The organism is Bradyrhizobium sp. USDA 3364, from assembly GCF_054056355.1.
Genome location: NZ_JBSRYG010000002.1, coordinates 4,129,266 through 4,146,034, shown reverse-complemented (window position 1 = coordinate 4,146,034; position 16,769 = coordinate 4,129,266). Strand labels below are relative to the sequence as shown.

The 16,769-nt window shown below is 64.4% G+C and carries 15 protein-coding genes and 1 pseudogene; 12 read left to right on the top strand and 4 right to left on the bottom strand.

Features of this window, described 5'->3' with window-relative positions; all coding sequences use genetic code 11:
* Nucleotides 1-96 precede the first annotated feature (96 nt).
* Nucleotides 97-1,413 (bottom strand): ISNCY family transposase, encoded by a 1,317-nt coding sequence (locus ACVILL_RS19570; RefSeq protein WP_456727712.1) that lies wholly within the window; start codon nucleotides 1,411-1,413, stop codon nucleotides 97-99.
* 302 nt (nucleotides 1,414-1,715) lie between these two features.
* Nucleotides 1,716-2,111 (bottom strand): response regulator, encoded by a 396-nt coding sequence (locus ACVILL_RS19565; RefSeq protein ID WP_016844467.1) that lies wholly within the window; start codon nucleotides 2,109-2,111, stop codon nucleotides 1,716-1,718.
* Nucleotides 2,112-2,488: 377 nt separating this feature from the next.
* Between ACVILL_RS19565 and ACVILL_RS19560 the strand changes: the two are divergent.
* From ACVILL_RS19560 to arfB, 8 genes and pseudogenes are all read left to right on the top strand, one after another.
* Nucleotides 2,489-3,461 (top strand): annotated as a pseudogene (locus ACVILL_RS19560) (bifunctional riboflavin kinase/FAD synthetase).
* Entirely contained in the window at nucleotides 3,458-4,009 is a 552-nt protein-coding gene (locus ACVILL_RS19555; protein ID WP_456730553.1) for a sugar O-acetyltransferase, read from the top strand. The pseudogene ACVILL_RS19560 and the gene ACVILL_RS19555 overlap by 4 nt, the downstream one beginning before the upstream one ends.
* A gap of 369 nt (nucleotides 4,010-4,378) precedes the next feature.
* Nucleotides 4,379-7,423 (top strand): isoleucine--tRNA ligase, encoded by a 3,045-nt coding sequence (ileS, locus tag ACVILL_RS19550; protein ID WP_456730552.1) that lies wholly within the window; start codon nucleotides 4,379-4,381, stop codon nucleotides 7,421-7,423.
* A complete protein-coding gene (gene lspA / locus ACVILL_RS19545) occupies nucleotides 7,396-7,917 on the top strand; it encodes a signal peptidase II (protein ID WP_456730551.1) in 522 nt (173 codons plus the stop codon). Before ileS ends, lspA begins: the two co-directional genes overlap by 28 nt.
* 100 nt (nucleotides 7,918-8,017) lie before the next feature.
* Complete coding sequence (locus tag ACVILL_RS19540) at nucleotides 8,018-8,749, top strand: hypothetical protein (RefSeq protein ID WP_456730550.1); 732 nt, start codon at nucleotides 8,018-8,020, stop codon at nucleotides 8,747-8,749.
* Between the two features lie 151 nt (nucleotides 8,750-8,900).
* Entirely contained in the window at nucleotides 8,901-10,292 is a 1,392-nt protein-coding gene (locus tag ACVILL_RS19535; protein WP_456730549.1) for a M16 family metallopeptidase, read from the top strand.
* Nucleotides 10,289-11,653 carry a M16 family metallopeptidase gene (locus tag ACVILL_RS19530; RefSeq protein ID WP_456730548.1) on the top strand — a complete coding sequence of 455 codons (1,365 nt, stop codon included), beginning with the start codon at nucleotides 10,289-10,291 and terminating at the stop codon, nucleotides 11,651-11,653. The genes ACVILL_RS19535 and ACVILL_RS19530 overlap by 4 nt, the downstream gene beginning before the upstream one ends.
* A gap of 328 nt (nucleotides 11,654-11,981) precedes the next feature.
* On the top strand, nucleotides 11,982-12,401 hold the full coding sequence (gene arfB, locus ACVILL_RS19525; protein ID WP_050426392.1) for an alternative ribosome rescue aminoacyl-tRNA hydrolase ArfB: 420 nt from the start codon (nucleotides 11,982-11,984) through the stop codon (nucleotides 12,399-12,401).
* Nucleotides 12,402-12,619: 218 nt separating this feature from the next.
* Here arfB and ACVILL_RS19520 read toward each other — a convergent pair whose 3' ends face one another.
* Entirely contained in the window at nucleotides 12,620-12,940 is a 321-nt protein-coding gene (locus ACVILL_RS19520) for a hypothetical protein (protein WP_456730547.1), read from the bottom strand.
* 390 nt (nucleotides 12,941-13,330) lie between these two features.
* Here ACVILL_RS19520 and ACVILL_RS19515 point away from each other — a divergent pair, with 390 nt between their 5' ends.
* Genes ACVILL_RS19515 through ACVILL_RS19500 form a run of 4 tightly spaced genes read left to right on the top strand, consistent with a single transcriptional unit; the run spans nucleotide 13,331 to nucleotide 16,216 of the window.
* Entirely contained in the window at nucleotides 13,331-13,651 is a 321-nt protein-coding gene (locus ACVILL_RS19515) for a c-type cytochrome (RefSeq protein WP_456734299.1), read from the top strand.
* A complete protein-coding gene (locus ACVILL_RS19510) occupies nucleotides 13,652-14,047 on the top strand; it encodes a VOC family protein (protein ID WP_456730546.1) in 396 nt (131 codons plus the stop codon).
* A 33-nt stretch (nucleotides 14,048-14,080) separates the two neighbouring features.
* Nucleotides 14,081-14,629 (top strand): gluconate 2-dehydrogenase subunit 3 family protein, encoded by a 549-nt coding sequence (locus ACVILL_RS19505; RefSeq protein ID WP_456730545.1) that lies wholly within the window; start codon nucleotides 14,081-14,083, stop codon nucleotides 14,627-14,629.
* 18 nt (nucleotides 14,630-14,647) lie between these two features.
* Nucleotides 14,648-16,216, top strand: a complete 1,569-nt coding sequence (locus ACVILL_RS19500; RefSeq protein WP_456730544.1) for a GMC family oxidoreductase — start codon at nucleotides 14,648-14,650, stop codon at nucleotides 16,214-16,216.
* A gap of 87 nt (nucleotides 16,217-16,303) precedes the next feature.
* On the opposite strand, the gene ACVILL_RS19495 is transcribed toward ACVILL_RS19500, so the two are convergent.
* Complete coding sequence (locus ACVILL_RS19495; RefSeq protein ID WP_456730543.1) at nucleotides 16,304-16,615, bottom strand: ribbon-helix-helix domain-containing protein; 312 nt, start codon at nucleotides 16,613-16,615, stop codon at nucleotides 16,304-16,306.
* Nucleotides 16,616-16,769 lie beyond the last annotated feature (154 nt).

Here is a 16,769-nt window from a genome sequence, read left to right as displayed (position 1 = left end):
GGGTGAAGATGTCGTGTTTTTGTAGCTCGTGATCTGTCGCCTTCGTTTTGGAGTTTTAGGCGCCCCCGGAAGGCGTGGACGGGTGCGCCGAGTTTGTCATGCCATGGATAGAGGGGTCTGGTCAGCCCTGCGGGTCGGTTTCTTTGTTCGATTTGAAGCCCGTTTCTCCGTCCCGACCCGCGCTTTCTCGACGGCGGCGCGCGCAGGAGCGGTCAAGGACGCGCGCTTGCGCGCCCGCCAGGGCTTGTCCTTGACGGCTCCGAGCACGCTGCCAGGCTGAGGCGCGTCGGGGCTGAGCTGCTGTCCGTCAGGCGCAAACCTTGCCAATCGATGCGGGCCAAAGAACACGCTGAGGGTGCCATCGGGATACTCATGCACTCGCACCAAGGCCCTGACGAAGTGAGGCCTGAGCCGGCTCTGCGGCAGCTGCAGCCGCCGACCGTTCCATGCAACGGTATTGTCGTTGGCGACGGTTCGCTCCTCGATCACGCACAGCGCCTCGCGCCAGGCCTCGTGGCGGTCGGCCACGAAGGCGGTGCCTTGCTGTTCGGCCTTGATCGCAAATGCGGCGTTGTGCTCGGCGATGTAATGCGCCTTCAACCACGCATTGGCGGCTTCGACCGTCCTGATCCCGGCGAGCCGCAGCTCCTTTGGCAGGCGGTCCTGCAGCGTACCAAACAGCCGCTCGGAGCGCCCGCGCGCCTGCGGCGAATAGGCCGCAATATGCTCGATCCCAAGATGCGATAAAGCCCGTCCCACCTGGGTTTGTTGCGTCTTCGAGACCTTCTCGCCAGCTTTTGGGGTAAGGAAATAATGGCTGCCGCGATCGGTGTAGAGCGCACAGAACAAGCCACGCTCGCCAATCACTTCGCGCAAGGCCTGGAACGTCGAGGTCGTGCCTTCTTCCTCGACCAGCAGCATCGAGTAGACCTCACTGGTCGCATCGTCCATCGTCACGATCAGGTCCATCGCCGGCAGATCCTCGATCCAGACGTGGCGCGACCCGTCCTGGTGCAACAGCATCCCCGGCAGCGGCCGGCGTGGGCGCTTCTTGCGGTGCGCCGAACGCTTCGGCGCCTTCCGTACCAGGCCCGCCGCCTGCAGGGCGAGCTTCGTCACCGTATAGCCCAGCATATAGTCATGCCGCTTTTGCAGCTGCTCGTGGAAGTGCTTCACCGTGAAGTCCGCGTACTTGTCCCGGAACAGTCCCAGCATCCGCTCCAGTTCTTCCTCTGGAGCCCGCCGCGGCGATCGCCGTCCCATGCGTCGGTCGACCAGCCCCTCATCGCCCTCCGCCTCATAACGCTCCGCCCAGCGTTGGAAGGTCCGAACACTGATCCCGAGAACCTCCGCAGCAGCCTCCTGCGTCAGTTCCCTCGCCTCCGTCCGTTCCAGCAAATCTGAAAACCGCATCCGTCGTACACCCTCGTGAATGGATGCCGTGCCCATCGTGCCCCCCTCGTTCCGGGGCACCGAAAACACGACACTTCACGAGCTACAAACAGGCGACAGATCACGAGCTACTGACAGTGTTCGACCGGCCGCCTTGACACGTCGGGCAACTCAGGGCTATTCTTCTAATATTCCGAAATCAGCACGCGTCCGCTCGCCCTGCTTTCAACCCCGAAGACGCAAAATGCCCGGGACATCTAGCGCGAAGACGCGCTCCTGCCCGGGCATGACGTGAATTTCAGTTGATGGGATGGACGAGCGTCTTACGCCGTCGCCATGTCCGGGAACACGGCCTCGATCTTGGTCTTCAGCGTCGCCGCGTTGAACGGCTTGACGATGTAGTTGTTCACGCCGGCCTTCTTCGCCGCGATCACGTTCTCGGTCTTGGATTCCGCCGTGATCATGATGAAGGGCGTGGTTGCGAGATTGGGATCGGCGCGGACTTCCTTGAGCAGGTCGTAGCCGGTCATCGGCTCCATGTTCCAGTCGGAAATCACCAGGCCGTACTTCTTGCCGCGCATCTTGTTCAGCGCCGCGGAGCCGTCAGAGGCATCGTCGATATTCTCGAATCCAAGCTGCTTGAGGAGATTCCGGATGATGCGGATCATGGTGCTGTAATCATCAACCACCAGAACCGGCATGGACAAATCAACCGCCATCTTTCCCCCAAAACAACAAACGCAACTGGCTTCTGCACGAACGCAGCTTTCCTCCAACGACTAACAGCCGGCGTTAAACAGCGCGTTAACCGGCTGAATCCGGATTGTTACGGATTTGACGCGATTTTCGTCAGTTCGACTGCGTCACAGGGGCTCTCCCTCTTAAGGGAGGCTGCCAGCCGTCATTGCGAGCGAAGCGAAGCAATCCACTAGGCAACAAACGCGGATAGATGGATTGCTTCGTCGCTGTCGCTCCTCGCAATGACGGCGGAAGGAGCACCCTGACGCAGTAGAGTCAGCCTTGACTTCCACGCCGCCGCCGCGTCACGGTCCGGCGCACAGCGATCATGCTTAAGAATCCTTGAAGAATCCCTGACATGAGCACCGGCTTTACCGTTATCCGCGACACCACCCCCGAAAGCGCCATTCCGAAGGGCGCCGTGGTCGCGATGGGCAATTTCGACGGCGGTCCATCTCGGTCACCGCGCCGTGATCGGTGCGGCGCTCACGATGGGCAAAGCACGCGGCGTGCCCGCGCTCGCGGTGACCTTCGAGCCGCATCCGCGCAGCTTCTTCAGCCCGAACACCCCGCAATTCCGCCTCACGGACGAGACCAACAAGCTGCGGCTGCTCGCAGCGACCGGGCTCGCCGGCGCCGTCGTGATGACCTTCGACAAGGCGCGCGCCGGCACCACCGCGCAGGATTTCATCCACCATGACCTGATCGCCCGGCTCGGCATCAGCGGCATCGCAGTCGGCTACGACTTCCATTTCGGCAAGGGCCGGGTCGGCTCGCCGAGCCTGCTGGTCAGCGAAGCGCCGCGGCTCGGCATCGAGGTCGATGTGCAGGCCCATGTCGACATCGAGGAGCGCCCGGTCTCCTCCAGCGCCATCCGCATGGCGCTCGCCGAGGGCGAGGTCACCGACGCCACCACGATGCTGGGCGGGCCGTGGTTCGTCACCGGCAAGGTGATCCACGGCGAGAAGCGCGGCCGCGACCTCGGCTACCCCACCGCCAATATCCGCCTCGACAAGCATTGCGGCCTGAAGCACGGCATTTATGCCGTGCGGGTCGGAAAGGGTTCGCAACGGTTCGACGGTGTCGCGAGCTTCGGGCGCCGCCCGACCTTCGACAACGGCGCGCCGCTGCTCGAAGTGTTCCTGTTCGATTTCAAGGGCGATCTGTACGACGCGGTCCTTGATGTCGCATTCATCGGTTTCATTCGCGAAGAGCTGAAATTCGACACCATCGAGGCGTTGATACGCCAGATGGATGACGACAGCGCCAAGGCGCGTGCGGCGCTGGCCGCCGCTCCCGGCGCGTTCCCGCAGCTCGGAGTGATTGGTTGAACAAGACCGAAAAGCAAAAGATGCTGGCGGGCGAGCTCTATCGCCCCGATGCAGAACTCGCCGCCGACCATACCGCGGCGGAACAGTGGATGGCGCGCTACAACGCGTCCGGCGCATGTTCCGCGGCCGAGTTGCACGCGCTGCTCGCCGAGCGCTTCCCCAAGGTCGGCAAGGATGCCGTGATCCGGCCGCCGTTCTTCTGCGATTACGGCAGCAATATCAGCCTCGGCGACGGCGTGTTCCTCAACTTCAATTGCGTGATCCTCGATGTCGTCGAAGTGACGATCGGCGATCGCACCCAGATCGGGCCCGCGGTGCAGATCTATACCGCCGACCACCCGCGTGACGCCGAGACCCGGCGCGCCGGGCTGGAATTCGGCCGCCCGATCCGGATCGGCAGCGATGTCTGGATCGGCGGGGGTGCCATCATCCTGCCCGGCGTCACGATCGGCGACGGCGCCCTGGTCGGGGCCGGCAGCGTGGTGACGCGGGACGTCGCCCCCGGCACCATCGTGGCCGGAAATCCCGCCCGGCGGCGGGCTGCCTAGAGGCATACGGCTCTTGATCCGTCACCCCCGCGCAAAGGCTTCGCCTTTGTCGCTGGAGGAGCGCGAAGCGCGTCTCGAAGGGCCGACGGCCACCAGCCGGGCCGATTCATCTTTCGAGACGCGCTCCGCGCTCCTCAGGGATGACGGGGATAGGCTCTGCAGGTCCCCCGGAACGGTCCGCCGGCCACCGGGGGCTTTGCGATTTCCTTGGCTGGCTGCTATGGAAACCCCATGTTTTCGCGGCGCATCATACGGATTAGCGGCCCGGCTTCCGCCTGAGCCTGAAGGCTCGGCGCAAGACCGGGACTTCGTCGTTTCACCCGCGATTGATCGCGTATCCGCGCCTTTCCGAGCCAAATCAGAGCTTTCATGTCCGACAAGCCGCAAAAAACCGACGCCCAAAAGACTGACGCTAGGGACTATTCCAAGACCCTTTACCTGCCGCAGACGGATTTCCCGATGCGCGCCGGCCTGCCCCAGCGCGAGCCGGAAATCCTGAAATACTGGAATGACATCGGCCTCTACACCAAGCTCCGCCAGGAAGCCGAGGGCCGCGCCAAGTTCGTGCTGCATGACGGCCCGCCCTATGCCAACGGCAACATCCATATCGGGCACGCGCTGAACAAGATCCTCAAGGATGTCGTGACCAAGAGCCAGCAGATGCTCGGCTTCGACTCCAATTACGTGCCGGGCTGGGACTGCCACGGCCTGCCGATCGAATGGAAGATCGAGGAGGAGAACTACCGCTCCAAGGGCAAGCAGAAGCCCGACTTCCGCGACTCCGCCGCGATGGTCGCCTTCCGCAAGGAATGCCGCGCCTATGCGACGCACTGGATCAACGTGCAACGCGAGGAGTTCAAGCGGCTCGGCATCATCGGCGACTGGGACCATCCCTACCAGACGATGAGCTATCCGGCCGAGGCGCAGATCGCCCGCGAGCTGATGAAGTTCGCCGCCAACGGCACGCTGTATCGCGGCTCGAAGCCGGTGATGTGGAGCGTGGTCGAGAAGACCGCGCTGGCCGAAGCCGAGGTCGAATACGAGGACTACACCTCCGACATGGTGTGGGTGAAATTCCCGGTCACCTCGCCGGCGCATGGCGCGCTGGCCAATGCCTCGGTGGTGATCTGGACCACCACGCCATGGACGCTGCCCGGCAACCGCGCGATCTCGTTCTCGCCGAAGATCGCCTACGGCCTCTACAAGGTGACGGACGCCCCCGCGGACAATTGGGCGAAGACCGGCGATCTGCTGATCCTGGCCGATGCACTTGCCGCCGAGGTGTTCAAGCAGGCCCGCGTCACCTCCTACGAGAAGGTCCGCGATATCCCGGGCGACACGCTGGACGCCGTGGAATGCGCGCATCCGTTGAAGGGTTTTGGCGGCGGCTACGAATTCACCGTGCCGCTGCTATCAGGCGAACACGTCACCGACGACACCGGCACCGGCTTCGTGCACACCGCGCCGAGCCACGGCCGCGAGGACTTCGACGTCTGGACGGCCAACACCCGCGAGCTCGATGCGCGCGGCATCCCGACCGCGATCCCTTACACGGTCGACGAGAACGGCGCCTACACCGCGCAGGCTCCCGGCTTCACCGGAAAGCGCGTGCTCAACGACAAGGGCGAGAAGGGCGATGCCAACGAGGCCGTGATCAAGGCGCTGATCGAGGCCGGCAGGCTCTTGGCGCGCGGCCGCCTCAAGCATCAATATCCGCATTCCTGGCGCTCCAAGAAGCCGGTGATCTTCCGCAACACGCCGCAATGGTTCATCGCGATGGACAAACCCATCCTGGACGCCCCGGGCAAGCCCGGGGCTATGGCGGAGCACGGCCACGCGAAGAAGGGCGACACGCTGCGCGCCCGCGCGCTGCACGCGATCTCGGTCACGCAATGGGTGCCGCCGGCCGGCGAGAACCGCATCAACGGCATGATCGCCAACCGCCCCGACTGGGTGATCTCGCGCCAGCGCGCCTGGGGCGTGCCGATCGCGGTGTTCGTGCGCGAGAACAGCGACGGCTCGGCCGAGATCCTGCAGGACGAGGTCGTTAACCAGCGCATCACCGAGGCCTTCATGGAGGAAGGCGCCGACGCCTGGTACATGGACGGCGCCCGCGAGCGTTTCCTCGGCACGCGCGCGTCCGAGAACTGGAAGAAGGTCGACGATATCTGCGACGTCTGGTTCGATTCCGGCTCGACGCATGCCTTCGTGCTGGAAGACCGCCAGAACTTCCCGCAGCTCGGCAACATCGTCCGCAAGATCGATGGCGGCAACGACACCGTGATGTATCTCGAAGGCTCGGACCAGCATCGCGGCTGGTTCCACTCGTCGCTCTTGGAAAGCGCCGGCACGCGCGGCCGCGCGCCGTATGACATCGTGCTGACCCACGGCTTCACGCTCGACGAGAACGGCCGCAAGATGTCGAAGTCGCTCGGCAACACCGTCGAGCCGCAGAAGGTGATCAAGGATTCGGGCGCCGATATCCTGCGCCTGTGGGTCTGCGCCACCGACTATGCCGACGACCAGCGCATCGGCCCGGAGATCCTGAAGAACACCATCGAGACCTATCGCAAGCTGCGCAACTCGATCCGCTGGATGCTCGGTACGCTGCATCATTTCAAGCAAGCTGAGAAGGTCAGCTTTGCCGAGATGCCCGAGCTCGAGCGGCTGATGCTGCACGAATTGGCCGGCCACGCCGAGACCATCCGCGAGGCCTATGCCGCGTTCGACTACAAGACCGTCGTCGCAAGCCTTGCGGCCTTCATGAATTCCGAGCTGTCGGCGTTCTATTTCGATATCCGCAAGGACACGCTGTATTGCGATCCGCCGTCCTCGGTGGCGCGCAAGGCGGCGCTGACCACGATCGACCTGCTCTGCGACGCGATCCTGAAATGGCTGGCGCCGATCCTGAGCTTCACCACCGACGAGGCCTGGCGCATGTACCGGCCGGACGCGGAGCCTTCGGTGCATCTCACGCTGTTCCCCGAGGGTCTCGCCCAGTTCCGCAACGACGCCCTCGCCGCGAAGTGGGAGACGATCCGCGACGTCCGCCGCGTCGTCACTGGCGCGCTCGAGCTCGAACGCGCCGCCAAGCGGATCGGCTCATCGCTCGAGGCATCGCCGGTGATCTACGTCGCCGACCGCGAGATGCTGGCAACGCTGTTCGACATCGACCTCGCCGAGGTCTGCATCACCTCGAACTACGAGGTGCGCGAGGGCGAGGCGCCGGCCAACGCCTTCCGCCTCGATGCGGTGCCCGGCGTTGCCGTCTTGGTCGAGAAGGCGGTCGGCACCAAATGCGCGCGCTCGTGGAAGATCCTGCCGATGGTTGGCGAGGATCCCGAATATCCCGACGTCTCGCCGCGCGACGCCCAGGCGCTGCGCGAATGGAAGGCGCTGGGGGTCACGGCTTGAGTTCGCCCGTTCGCGCCGGTGTGCTGGCGGCGGTCATCACCCTGATCGCCGACCAGGCCTCCAAGCTCTGGTTACTGCATGTGCTCGACATCGCCCACCAGGCCCCGGTCCGAGTCGCCCCGTTCTTCGACCTGGTGCTCGCCTGGAATCCCGGCATCAGCTTCGGCTGGTTTCAGAGCGAGACCCCGGCGGCCCAGATCCTGCTGATGGTGATCAAGGCGGCCGCCGTGATCGCGCTGGCGATCTGGATGGCGCGGTCGCGGACCTGGCTCGCGACGGTGTCGCTCGGCTTGATCATCGGCGGCGCCATCGGGAACGGCATCGACCGCTTCGCCTACGGCGCGGTGGTCGATTTTGCCCTGTTTCATGTCGAGATCGCCGGAAAAACCTTCAATTGGTACATATTCAACCTCGCCGATGTGGCGATCGTTGCTGGTGTGGCGGCCCTATTGTATGATTCCCTGATGGGGACTCCCGCCGTAAAAGCGCCCTGATCCCGGCCGATACGAGCCGGTCAGCGGATGACCTGTACCCAGCGGAACTGAGCCTTAAGCCGGTGATCGCTTTGGCGAATTTTGAGATGGGAATAGCGCGATGCGCAACACCAAAGCCCGCTTGTATCTGAACGAAACGTCCCGGCTGCCGCTGCTGCGTGGCCTGCACCTGGCACTGGTTGCGGCCGGCATCGGCCTGGTCATGGCGGCCGGCCCGGTGCGTGCCGGCGACGACGACGATGACGGCGACGACGGCCTGACCTTCGAAGAGCGGATCATCGACAATTTGATGACCGGGCTCGGCGCCAAGAGCGCGGCCAGCAAGGGCATCGACTATCGCGAGCGCTCGCCGCTGGTGGTGCCGCCGAAGCTCGACCTGCCCCCGCCCTCCTCGACCAGCCAGGTCAACGCCCCGAACTGGCCGAAGGACCCTGATATCGCCGCCCGCAAGGCCGCCATCGCGGCGCGCAAGAAGGAAGTCAAGAAGGAGCCTTGGGAGTCGGCCGTGGCGCTCACGCCGGCCGAGATCGAGGCCGGCCGCAAGCAGCAGACCGCCACCGAGGGCCGCAAGGAGCCGCTCGAGCCCGGCACGAACACCAATCCGTCGCTGATGCCGAGCCAGCTCGGCTACAATGGTGGCCTGCTCGGCATCTTCAAGGGAAACAGCAGCGAGGAGAAGCCGTTCAAGGGCGAGCCCACGCGTGACTCGCTGACCGAGCCTCCTCCGGGCTACCAGACGCCGTCTGCAGGCTATGCCTATGGCACCGGCCCGATGAAGCCGAAGGTGAACGACGGCCAATACGACGTCATGACCGGAAAACCGATCCAGTGACGCTCGGCCTGTTTGGGCGAAGGCCGACATGAGCAAAGCTTAATGCGGAGTGACGGATGTCTCTCCGCTTCGTGACGACGGGCACGGGCACGACCGTGTACGATGGCTTGCTTTCGCGCCCCGGCCGTTTGTCCGGGCTTTCATAAGGACCATGATGCGCTCCCGCCGATCGATTGCCTTGTTCGCTGCCGCGTTTGTTTCGACAATCCCGCTGCCGGGCGCCAGCCTCCGCGCCCAGACCACCGTCACCTCCGAACGCCCCGCCAGCTTCACGCTCGATAACGGCCTGCAGGTCGTGGTGATCCCCGATCACCGCACGCCGGTCGTGACCCAGATGATCTGGTACAAGGTCGGCTCCGCCGACGAGACGCCCGGCAAATCGGGCCTCGCGCATTTCCTCGAGCATCTGATGTTCAAGGGCACCGCCAAGCACCCGGCCGGCGAGTTCTCGCAGACCGTGCTGCGGGTCGGCGGCAACGAGAACGCCTTCACCTCCACCGACTACACCGGCTACTTCCAGCGCGTGCCGCGCGAGCAGTTGCCGACCATGATGGAATTCGAGGCCGACCGCATGACCGGCCTGATCCTGAAGGACGAGAACGTGCTGCCCGAGCGCGACGTCGTGCTCGAGGAGTTCAACATGCGGGTTGCCAACAATCCGGATGCAAGGCTCACCGAGCAGATCATGGCCGCGCTCTATCTCAACCATCCCTACGGCCGGCCGGTGATCGGCTGGCACCAGGAGATCGAGAAGCTCGACCGCGAGGATGCGCTCGCCTTCTACCGGCGCTTCTACGCACCGAACAACGCGATCCTGGTCATCGCCGGCGACGTCGACGTCAAGGATATCCGCCCGCTGGTCGAAAAGAATTTCGGCCCGATCCCGGCACAGCATGCGATCCCCGAAAAGCGGGTCCGGCCGCAGGAGCCGATGCCGGCCGCGCCGCGCACCGTGACGCTGTCGGATCCGCGCGTCGAGCAGCCGAGCCTGCGCCGCTATTATCTGGTGCCGTCGGCCACCACCGCGGCGGCCGGCGAGAGCCAGGCGCTCGATGTGCTCGCGCAATTGATGGGCGGCGGCGCCAACTCCTACCTCTATCGCTCGCTGGTGATCGACAAGGGCCTCGCGATCTCGACCGGCGCCGGCTATCAGGGCACCTCGCTCGACCCGTCGCAATTCTCGATCTCGGTGACGCCGAAGCCGGGCGTCGAGTTTGCGCAGATCGAGGACGCGATCGACAAGGTGATCGCCGATCTCGCGCAGAACCCGGCGCGCGCCGAGGATCTCGAGCGGGTCAAGACCCAGCTCATCGCCGAGGCGATCTACGCCCAGGACAACCAGGCGACGCTGGCACGCTGGTATGGCGGGGCGCTGACCACGGGCTTAAGCATCGAGGACATCAGGAACTGGCCGGAGCGAATTCGCGCCGTCACCGCCGAGCAGGTGCGCAGTGCGGCCGCCACCTGGCTCGACAAGAAGCGGTCGGTGACCGGATATCTGATCAAGGATACTGCGCCGAAACGCGAGGAGAAGCGCTCGTGACCTATTCCCTCACCCGCCGTGCGGCGCTGATCGGCGGCGCGTGCGCCGCGCTGCTGACGCTGACTTCGGTGCCCTCGCAGGCCGCGGCCAAGATCCAGCGGCTGGTGTCGCCCGGCGGCATCGAGGCGTGGTTCGTGCAGGACGCGACCGTGCCCCTGATCGCAATGGAATATGCCTTCAGCGGCGGCGCCGCCCAGGACCCGTCCGGCAAGCCCGGCGTCGGCAACCTGGTCGCCGACCTGCTTGACGAAGGCTCCGGCGATCTCGATTCCAAGACCTATCACGAGCGGCTCGAGCGCCGCGCCATCGAGCTCAGCTTCCAGTCCAACCGCGATCAATTCCGCGGCTCGCTGCGCATGCTCAAGGACAACAAGGACGAAGCCTACGACCTGTTGCGGATGGCGCTGACCTCGGCGCATTTCGAGCCCAAGGACGTCGAACGCATCCGTGCCCAGGTGATCTCGAACCTGCGCCGCGAATCGACCAATCCGTCCTCGCTGGCCGGGCGCAAGTTCCTCGAGCTCGCATTCGGCGATCATCCCTATGGCCGGACCGCCACCGGCACGATCGAAAGCGTGCCGACGATCGAGATCTCCGACCTCAAGGACTATGTCCGCCGCGTCATCGCCAAGGATACGCTGCGCATTGCCGTGGTCGGCGACGTCGACCCGGAGACGCTCGGCAAGCTGCTGGACAAGACCTTCGGCGGCCTGCCGGCGAAGGCTGACTTGACGCCGATTCCCGACGTCGTGGCGACCAAGCCGCCGCAGCGTGCCTTTGTCCCGCTCGACGTGCCGCAGACCGTCGTCACCTTCGGCGGCCCGGGCATCAACCGGCACGACCCGGATTTCATGCCCGCCTATGTGGTGAACCACATTCTCGGCGGCGGCGGACTGTCGTCGCGGCTCTACAAGGAAGTGCGCGAGAAGCGCGGGCTGGCCTACTCGGTCTATGAAGCGCTGCTCTGGATGGATCACTCCGCGCTGTTCATCGGCAACACCGGCACCCGCGCCGACCGCGCCGGCGAGACCGTCGATGCGATCGATGCGGAGGTCCGCCGGATCGCCGAGCAAGGTCCGACGCAGCAGGAGCTCGACGAGGCGAAGTCCTATCTGAAGGGCTCGCAGATGCTGGCGCTCGACACCTCGTCCAAGCTCGCGCAGGCGATGCTGCAATACCAGCTCGACAAGCTGCCGATCGATTACATCGAGAAGCGCAACGCCATCGTCGATGCGGTGACGCTCGACGACGCCAAGCGGGTCGCCAAAAAGCTCTGGGGCAACGGCCTGCTCACCGTGATCGTCGGCCGCGCCCCGCAAGCCGCGGCGCAATCGGTATCGACGCCGCCGAAGGCGAACTGACGCGGTCTCGGCGCGCGTCCGGTTCTTCATACGCACCACCGTTGTGGCGACCCCTCTCCCCAACCCTCCCCCGCAAGGGGGGAGGGAGCCTGACGGGCGTGCTCACCTCACTTCGCTCCTCGCACCAAGTCGCGTCTGGCGCAGACGTTTCAGTTGTTAGGGACGCACCAGCGGATGGGCTCCCTCCCCCCTTGCGGGGGAGGGTGGGGAGAGGGGTAAGCCGCGCGCGCCGGCAGCAGACGTAACGAACGCCGCATCAACGCCACCCAAGCCCAGCCAAACCCGCTATCCTGCGGCCTGCCGATTCTTCCCTCCACCGGGTGCTGTCATGCTGCGGGTGTCCCGCGACCTTACGATCGACGAGAACGACATTGAGATCGTCTTTGTCCGCGCCTCCGGCCCGGGCGGGCAGAATGTCAACAAGGTCTCGACCGCAGCGCAGCTCCGCTTCGACACGCACAAGATCGCGCTGCCGCCGGACGCGGCGCAGCGGCTGGCGCGGCTGGCCGGCAGCCGCATGACCAAGGACGGCGTGATCGTGATCCAGGCGTTTCGGTTTCGCACCCAGGAACGCAATCGGGCCGATGCGATCGAGCGATTGCTCGAGATGCTGCGGGAAGCGATGGTGCGGCCGACGCCGCGGCGGCCGACCAAGCCGACGCTCGGTTCCAAGCAACGCCGGCTCGAAGGCAAGAAGCGCCGCAGCGACATCAAGGCCGGCCGCGGGACGCGCCGGTTCGACGACTAGCGCGTTTTCGAGCGAAGCCGATACCGGTTCGCGTGAAGAAAAGGCGGCAGAAGAACAGACCTCCAGAGAGCACCGGACACAGCGCACGTGCGGTGCGCTGCGTCCGGAATCCGATCATCGCGGGACTAGAGCAGATAACGCGGAACGCGTTTGCGCGGAGATCATGTTCAAACAAGAGGTCAAAGCGCGATGACGCTTCAACGCAATCTCATCGCGTCCTAGTACTTCTTGGTTCCCGGCGTTGCGGGCGCCATCTCGGAACCACCAGACTTCGGCGACGTCGTGCGGCCGCTGCTGCTGCCGACCGTTCCCTTGCTGCCCGACTTGGCGGCGCCGCTCTTCTGCGTCGGCGCGCCGGGCTGCGCGGCCATTTCGTCATCGCCGCTGCCGGACATGCCGCCGCCCTGCTGCATCGTTCCTGCGCCCGCGGCACCGCCGCGAGGCTGGGCACCCGGTGTAGCCGCCCCCTGTGCCAGGACGGGGCCGGCCATCGCGGCCGAGATGGCAAGGGCGAGCACGCTGGTTTTTGCAAACGTCATCCATTTCTCCTGGACTTTAATTGACGATGGACGGAGCGGCGCGGGGTGTGCGCCGTTTGCAGCGCCGACCCTTGAACCCCATCGCGCAAGACTGAATTTCCGCAAACGGCGCACACGCAATGCAAGCTGCGTCGTGTGGTGATCGTGCAGGGATTTCGCGGTGATTTTGCGAAATTGTCGTCCGCATATGCGGCAACCACCGGTTCCTCGCCAGATCATCGCCCAGCTTTGTTCTGCTGTGAAACAGCCCGCTACTACCAACGGCCGATTTCAGCCCCCTACAGTCACTGCACAGAGGCGGTGATGTATATGACAAAGCTGCGCGCAAGGTGGACGTTGGCGCTGGGATTTTGCGGTGCAATGCTTGCAGTGCAAACGGCCAGCGCGCAGATGCCCCTGCCCGCCGCCAAGCCGCCCGACGGGGCGACGCTGTTCAAGCAGCAATGCGCGACCTGCCACGCGTCCAACACGTCGGATCCGGTCCGGCAGGGACCGTCGCTCTACAAGATCGTCGGCCGCCATGCCGGCAAGGCCGACGGCTTCAAATATTCCGCAGGTCTCGCCCAAGCGGATTTCGTCTGGGACGACGCTCACCTCGATGCCTGGCTGACCAATCCACAAGAGGTGATCCCAGGCAGCGTGATGACCTATCGGCAGGCCAAGCCGGAAACCCGCGCCATGATCATCGCCTATCTGAAGGAGCTGAACTGAATGGCGAAACCCGTGCATTCGATGATCCGCGTGCTCGACGAGCCGAAGGCGCTCGACTTTTACAGGCGCGCGTTCGGCCTCGAGATCGCGGACAATCTGAGATTTCCCGATTTCGCGCTGATCTATCTGCGCCATCCGTCCTCGCCCTTCGAGGTCGAACTCACGGTCAATTTCGACCGCAAGGAACCTTACGCGCTCGGCGACGGCTACGGCCATCTCGCCGTCGTCGTCGATGACGTCGATGCCGAGCATGCGCGCTTCGAGAAGGAGAAACTGTCGCCGGGGCCGCTGCGCGACTTCAGGCATGACGGCAAGACGCTGGCGCGCTTCTTCTTCGTCTCCGATCCCGACGGCTACAAGATCGAGGTGATCCAGCGCGGCGGGCGGTTCGGCTAATTCAACTACAAAATAATTGATGGAGGAAACCCAATGAGAGAAATCGATCGACGCAGCAAATATGACCGGCGTGTCTTTCTCAAAGGCGCGGCCGTCACCGCACCCGCAGTCGCGATCGCGACGTCCACGGGGCTCGGCATCACCGATGCGTGGGCCGAAGACGCCTCGACGTTGACGCCGACCACGATGAAGACGCTGTTGAAGATGGCGCGCGACATCTATCCGCACGATTTCCTCGGCGACAGCTACTACATCACGGCGGTCAAGCCGTGGGACGACAAGGCCGCCAAGGATCCGGCCGTCAAATCGCTGATCAATGACGGCGTCGCCCGGCTCGATCAGGAGGCCAACGACCGCCACAAGATGCCTTATGCGCAGGTCGCCTGGGAGAACGACCGCGTCGCGCTGCTGCAACGGATCGAAGAGAGCGCGTTCTTCCAGAAGGTCCGCGGCGACCTCATCGTCTCGCTCTACAACAACAAGGAGGTGTGGCCGCGGTTCGGCTACGAGGGCTCCTCCGCCGAGCATGGCGGCTACATCAAGCGCGGCTTCGCCGACATCGACTGGCTGCCCAAGGCCTGAACGGATCGGGAGGACACAATGGCAAAATTCGATCTGAATGACAGCGGCGTTGTCGTGATCGTCGGCTCCGGTGCCGGCGGCGGAACGCTCGGCAATGAACTGGCGCAGAAGGGCGTCAAGGTCGTGATCCTGGAGGCCGGCGCACGCATCGAGAACCAGGATTTCATCAACGACGAGTGGGACAGCTTCAGCCAGCTCGCGTGGTCGGACATGCGCACCACGTCGGGAAGCTGGCGCGTCCACAAGGACTTCCCCAACATTCCGGCCTGGATCGTGAAGGCCGTCGGCGGCTCGACCACGCACTGGGCCGGCGCCTCGCTGCGCTTCGACGAGCACGAGTTCAAGATCAAGTCCGCCTACGGCAACATCCCCGGCGCCAATCTCTTGGACTGGCCGATCACGCTCGCCGAGATGGAGCCGTATTACGCCAAGGCCGAAGACAAGATGGGCGTCACCCGCACCAACGGCATCCCCGGACTTCCCGGCAACAATAACTTCAAGGTGATGGAGGCCGGTGCCAAGAAGCTCGGCTACAAGGAAGTCCACACCGGGCGGATGGCGATCAACAGCGAGCCGCGTGACGGCCGCGGCTCCTGCCAGCAGATCGGCTTCTGCTTCCAGGGCTGCAAGTCCGGCGCCAAATGGTCGACGCTCTACACCGAGATCCCGAAGGGCGAGGCCACCGGCAATCTCGAAGTGCGCCCCGGCAGCATGGTGATCAAGATCGAGCACGACCAATCCGGCAAGGTCACCGGCGTGGTCTATGCCGATGCGACCGGCGCGATGCAGCGCCAGAAGGCGCGCGTGGTGGCGGTCGCCGGCAACTCGATCGAGAGCCCGCGGCTGCTGCTCAACAGCGCCTCGAGCATGTTCCCGGACGGCCTCGCCAATTCATCCGGCCAGGTCGGGCGCAACTACATGCGGCACATGACCGGCAGCGTGTATGCGAGCTTCGAGAAGTCCGTGCACATGTATCGCGGCACCACGATGGCCGGCATCATCCGCGACGAGGCGAAGAACGATCCGAAGCGCGGCTTCGTCGGCGGCTATGAAATGGAGACGCTGTCGCTCGGCCTGCCCTTCATGGCGGCGTTCCTCAATCCCGGCGCCTGGGGACGCTCCTTCACGTCGGCGATGGAAGGCTATCCGCGAATGGCCGGCATGTGGCTGGTCGGCGAGGACATGCCGCAGGAGACCAACCGCATCACGCTGGACCCGAAGGAGAAGGACAAGTTCGGCATGCCGGTCGCGAGCGTGCATTTCGACGACCATCCGAACGACATCGCAATGCGCGATCACGCCTACAAGCAGGGCTCCGCGGTCTACGAAGCGGTCGGCGCCACCGTGACCTACCCGACGCCGCCCTATCCCTCGACCCACAACATGGGCACCAACCGGATGAGCGAGAAGCCGCGCGATGGCGTGGTCAACAAGTTCGGCCAGACCCACGACATCAAGAACCTGTTCGTGTCCGACGGCAGCCAGTTCACGAGCGGTGCGGCCTGCAACCCGACGCTGACGATCGTGTCGCTGGCGATCCGCCAGGCCGACACCATCGCCGGTGCGATGCAGCGCAGGGAGATCTAGCGCTCGAAAAGACGAGTTCCCTCTCGACTCAGAACGGCCTTGTCCTGTCAGGACAAGGCCGCTCTTTTGCGCGATCGGTCCGAAAGCCTATTCGGCGGCGTCGAGGATAGGCTGGCCCTGAAATGCGGAGACTGCCGTGGTGCTCTGCGAGCGATAGATCAGACAGCAGCAGCGCAACAGCGACGCGAAATTATTGACCTCGCCATGGTGGTCGAGCACTTCGCCATACAGCGTGGTGACGAACTTGGCGACGCTCATCCCCTCCTTGGCGGCGATCTCCTCCAGCGTGTCCCAGAACGACATTTCCAGCCGGATCGAGGTGCAGTGACCGCCGATCCGCAGCGACCGGGTCTGCGATTCATAATTGCGTTGCGGCTGGTGCGCGAAAAGATGGCACATGGCGTTCCTCCGGCAAGAACTTATAATTTTTCTAAACGATATACCCGCGCGTGCGGCGTCACAATCGCCACGTAGGGCGTAGCCGGCGCACACGCGAAGGCGAGTGTCTTCAAGGCGATAGGCCGGCTCCATCCCCAGCTAAAGGCAGCTATTC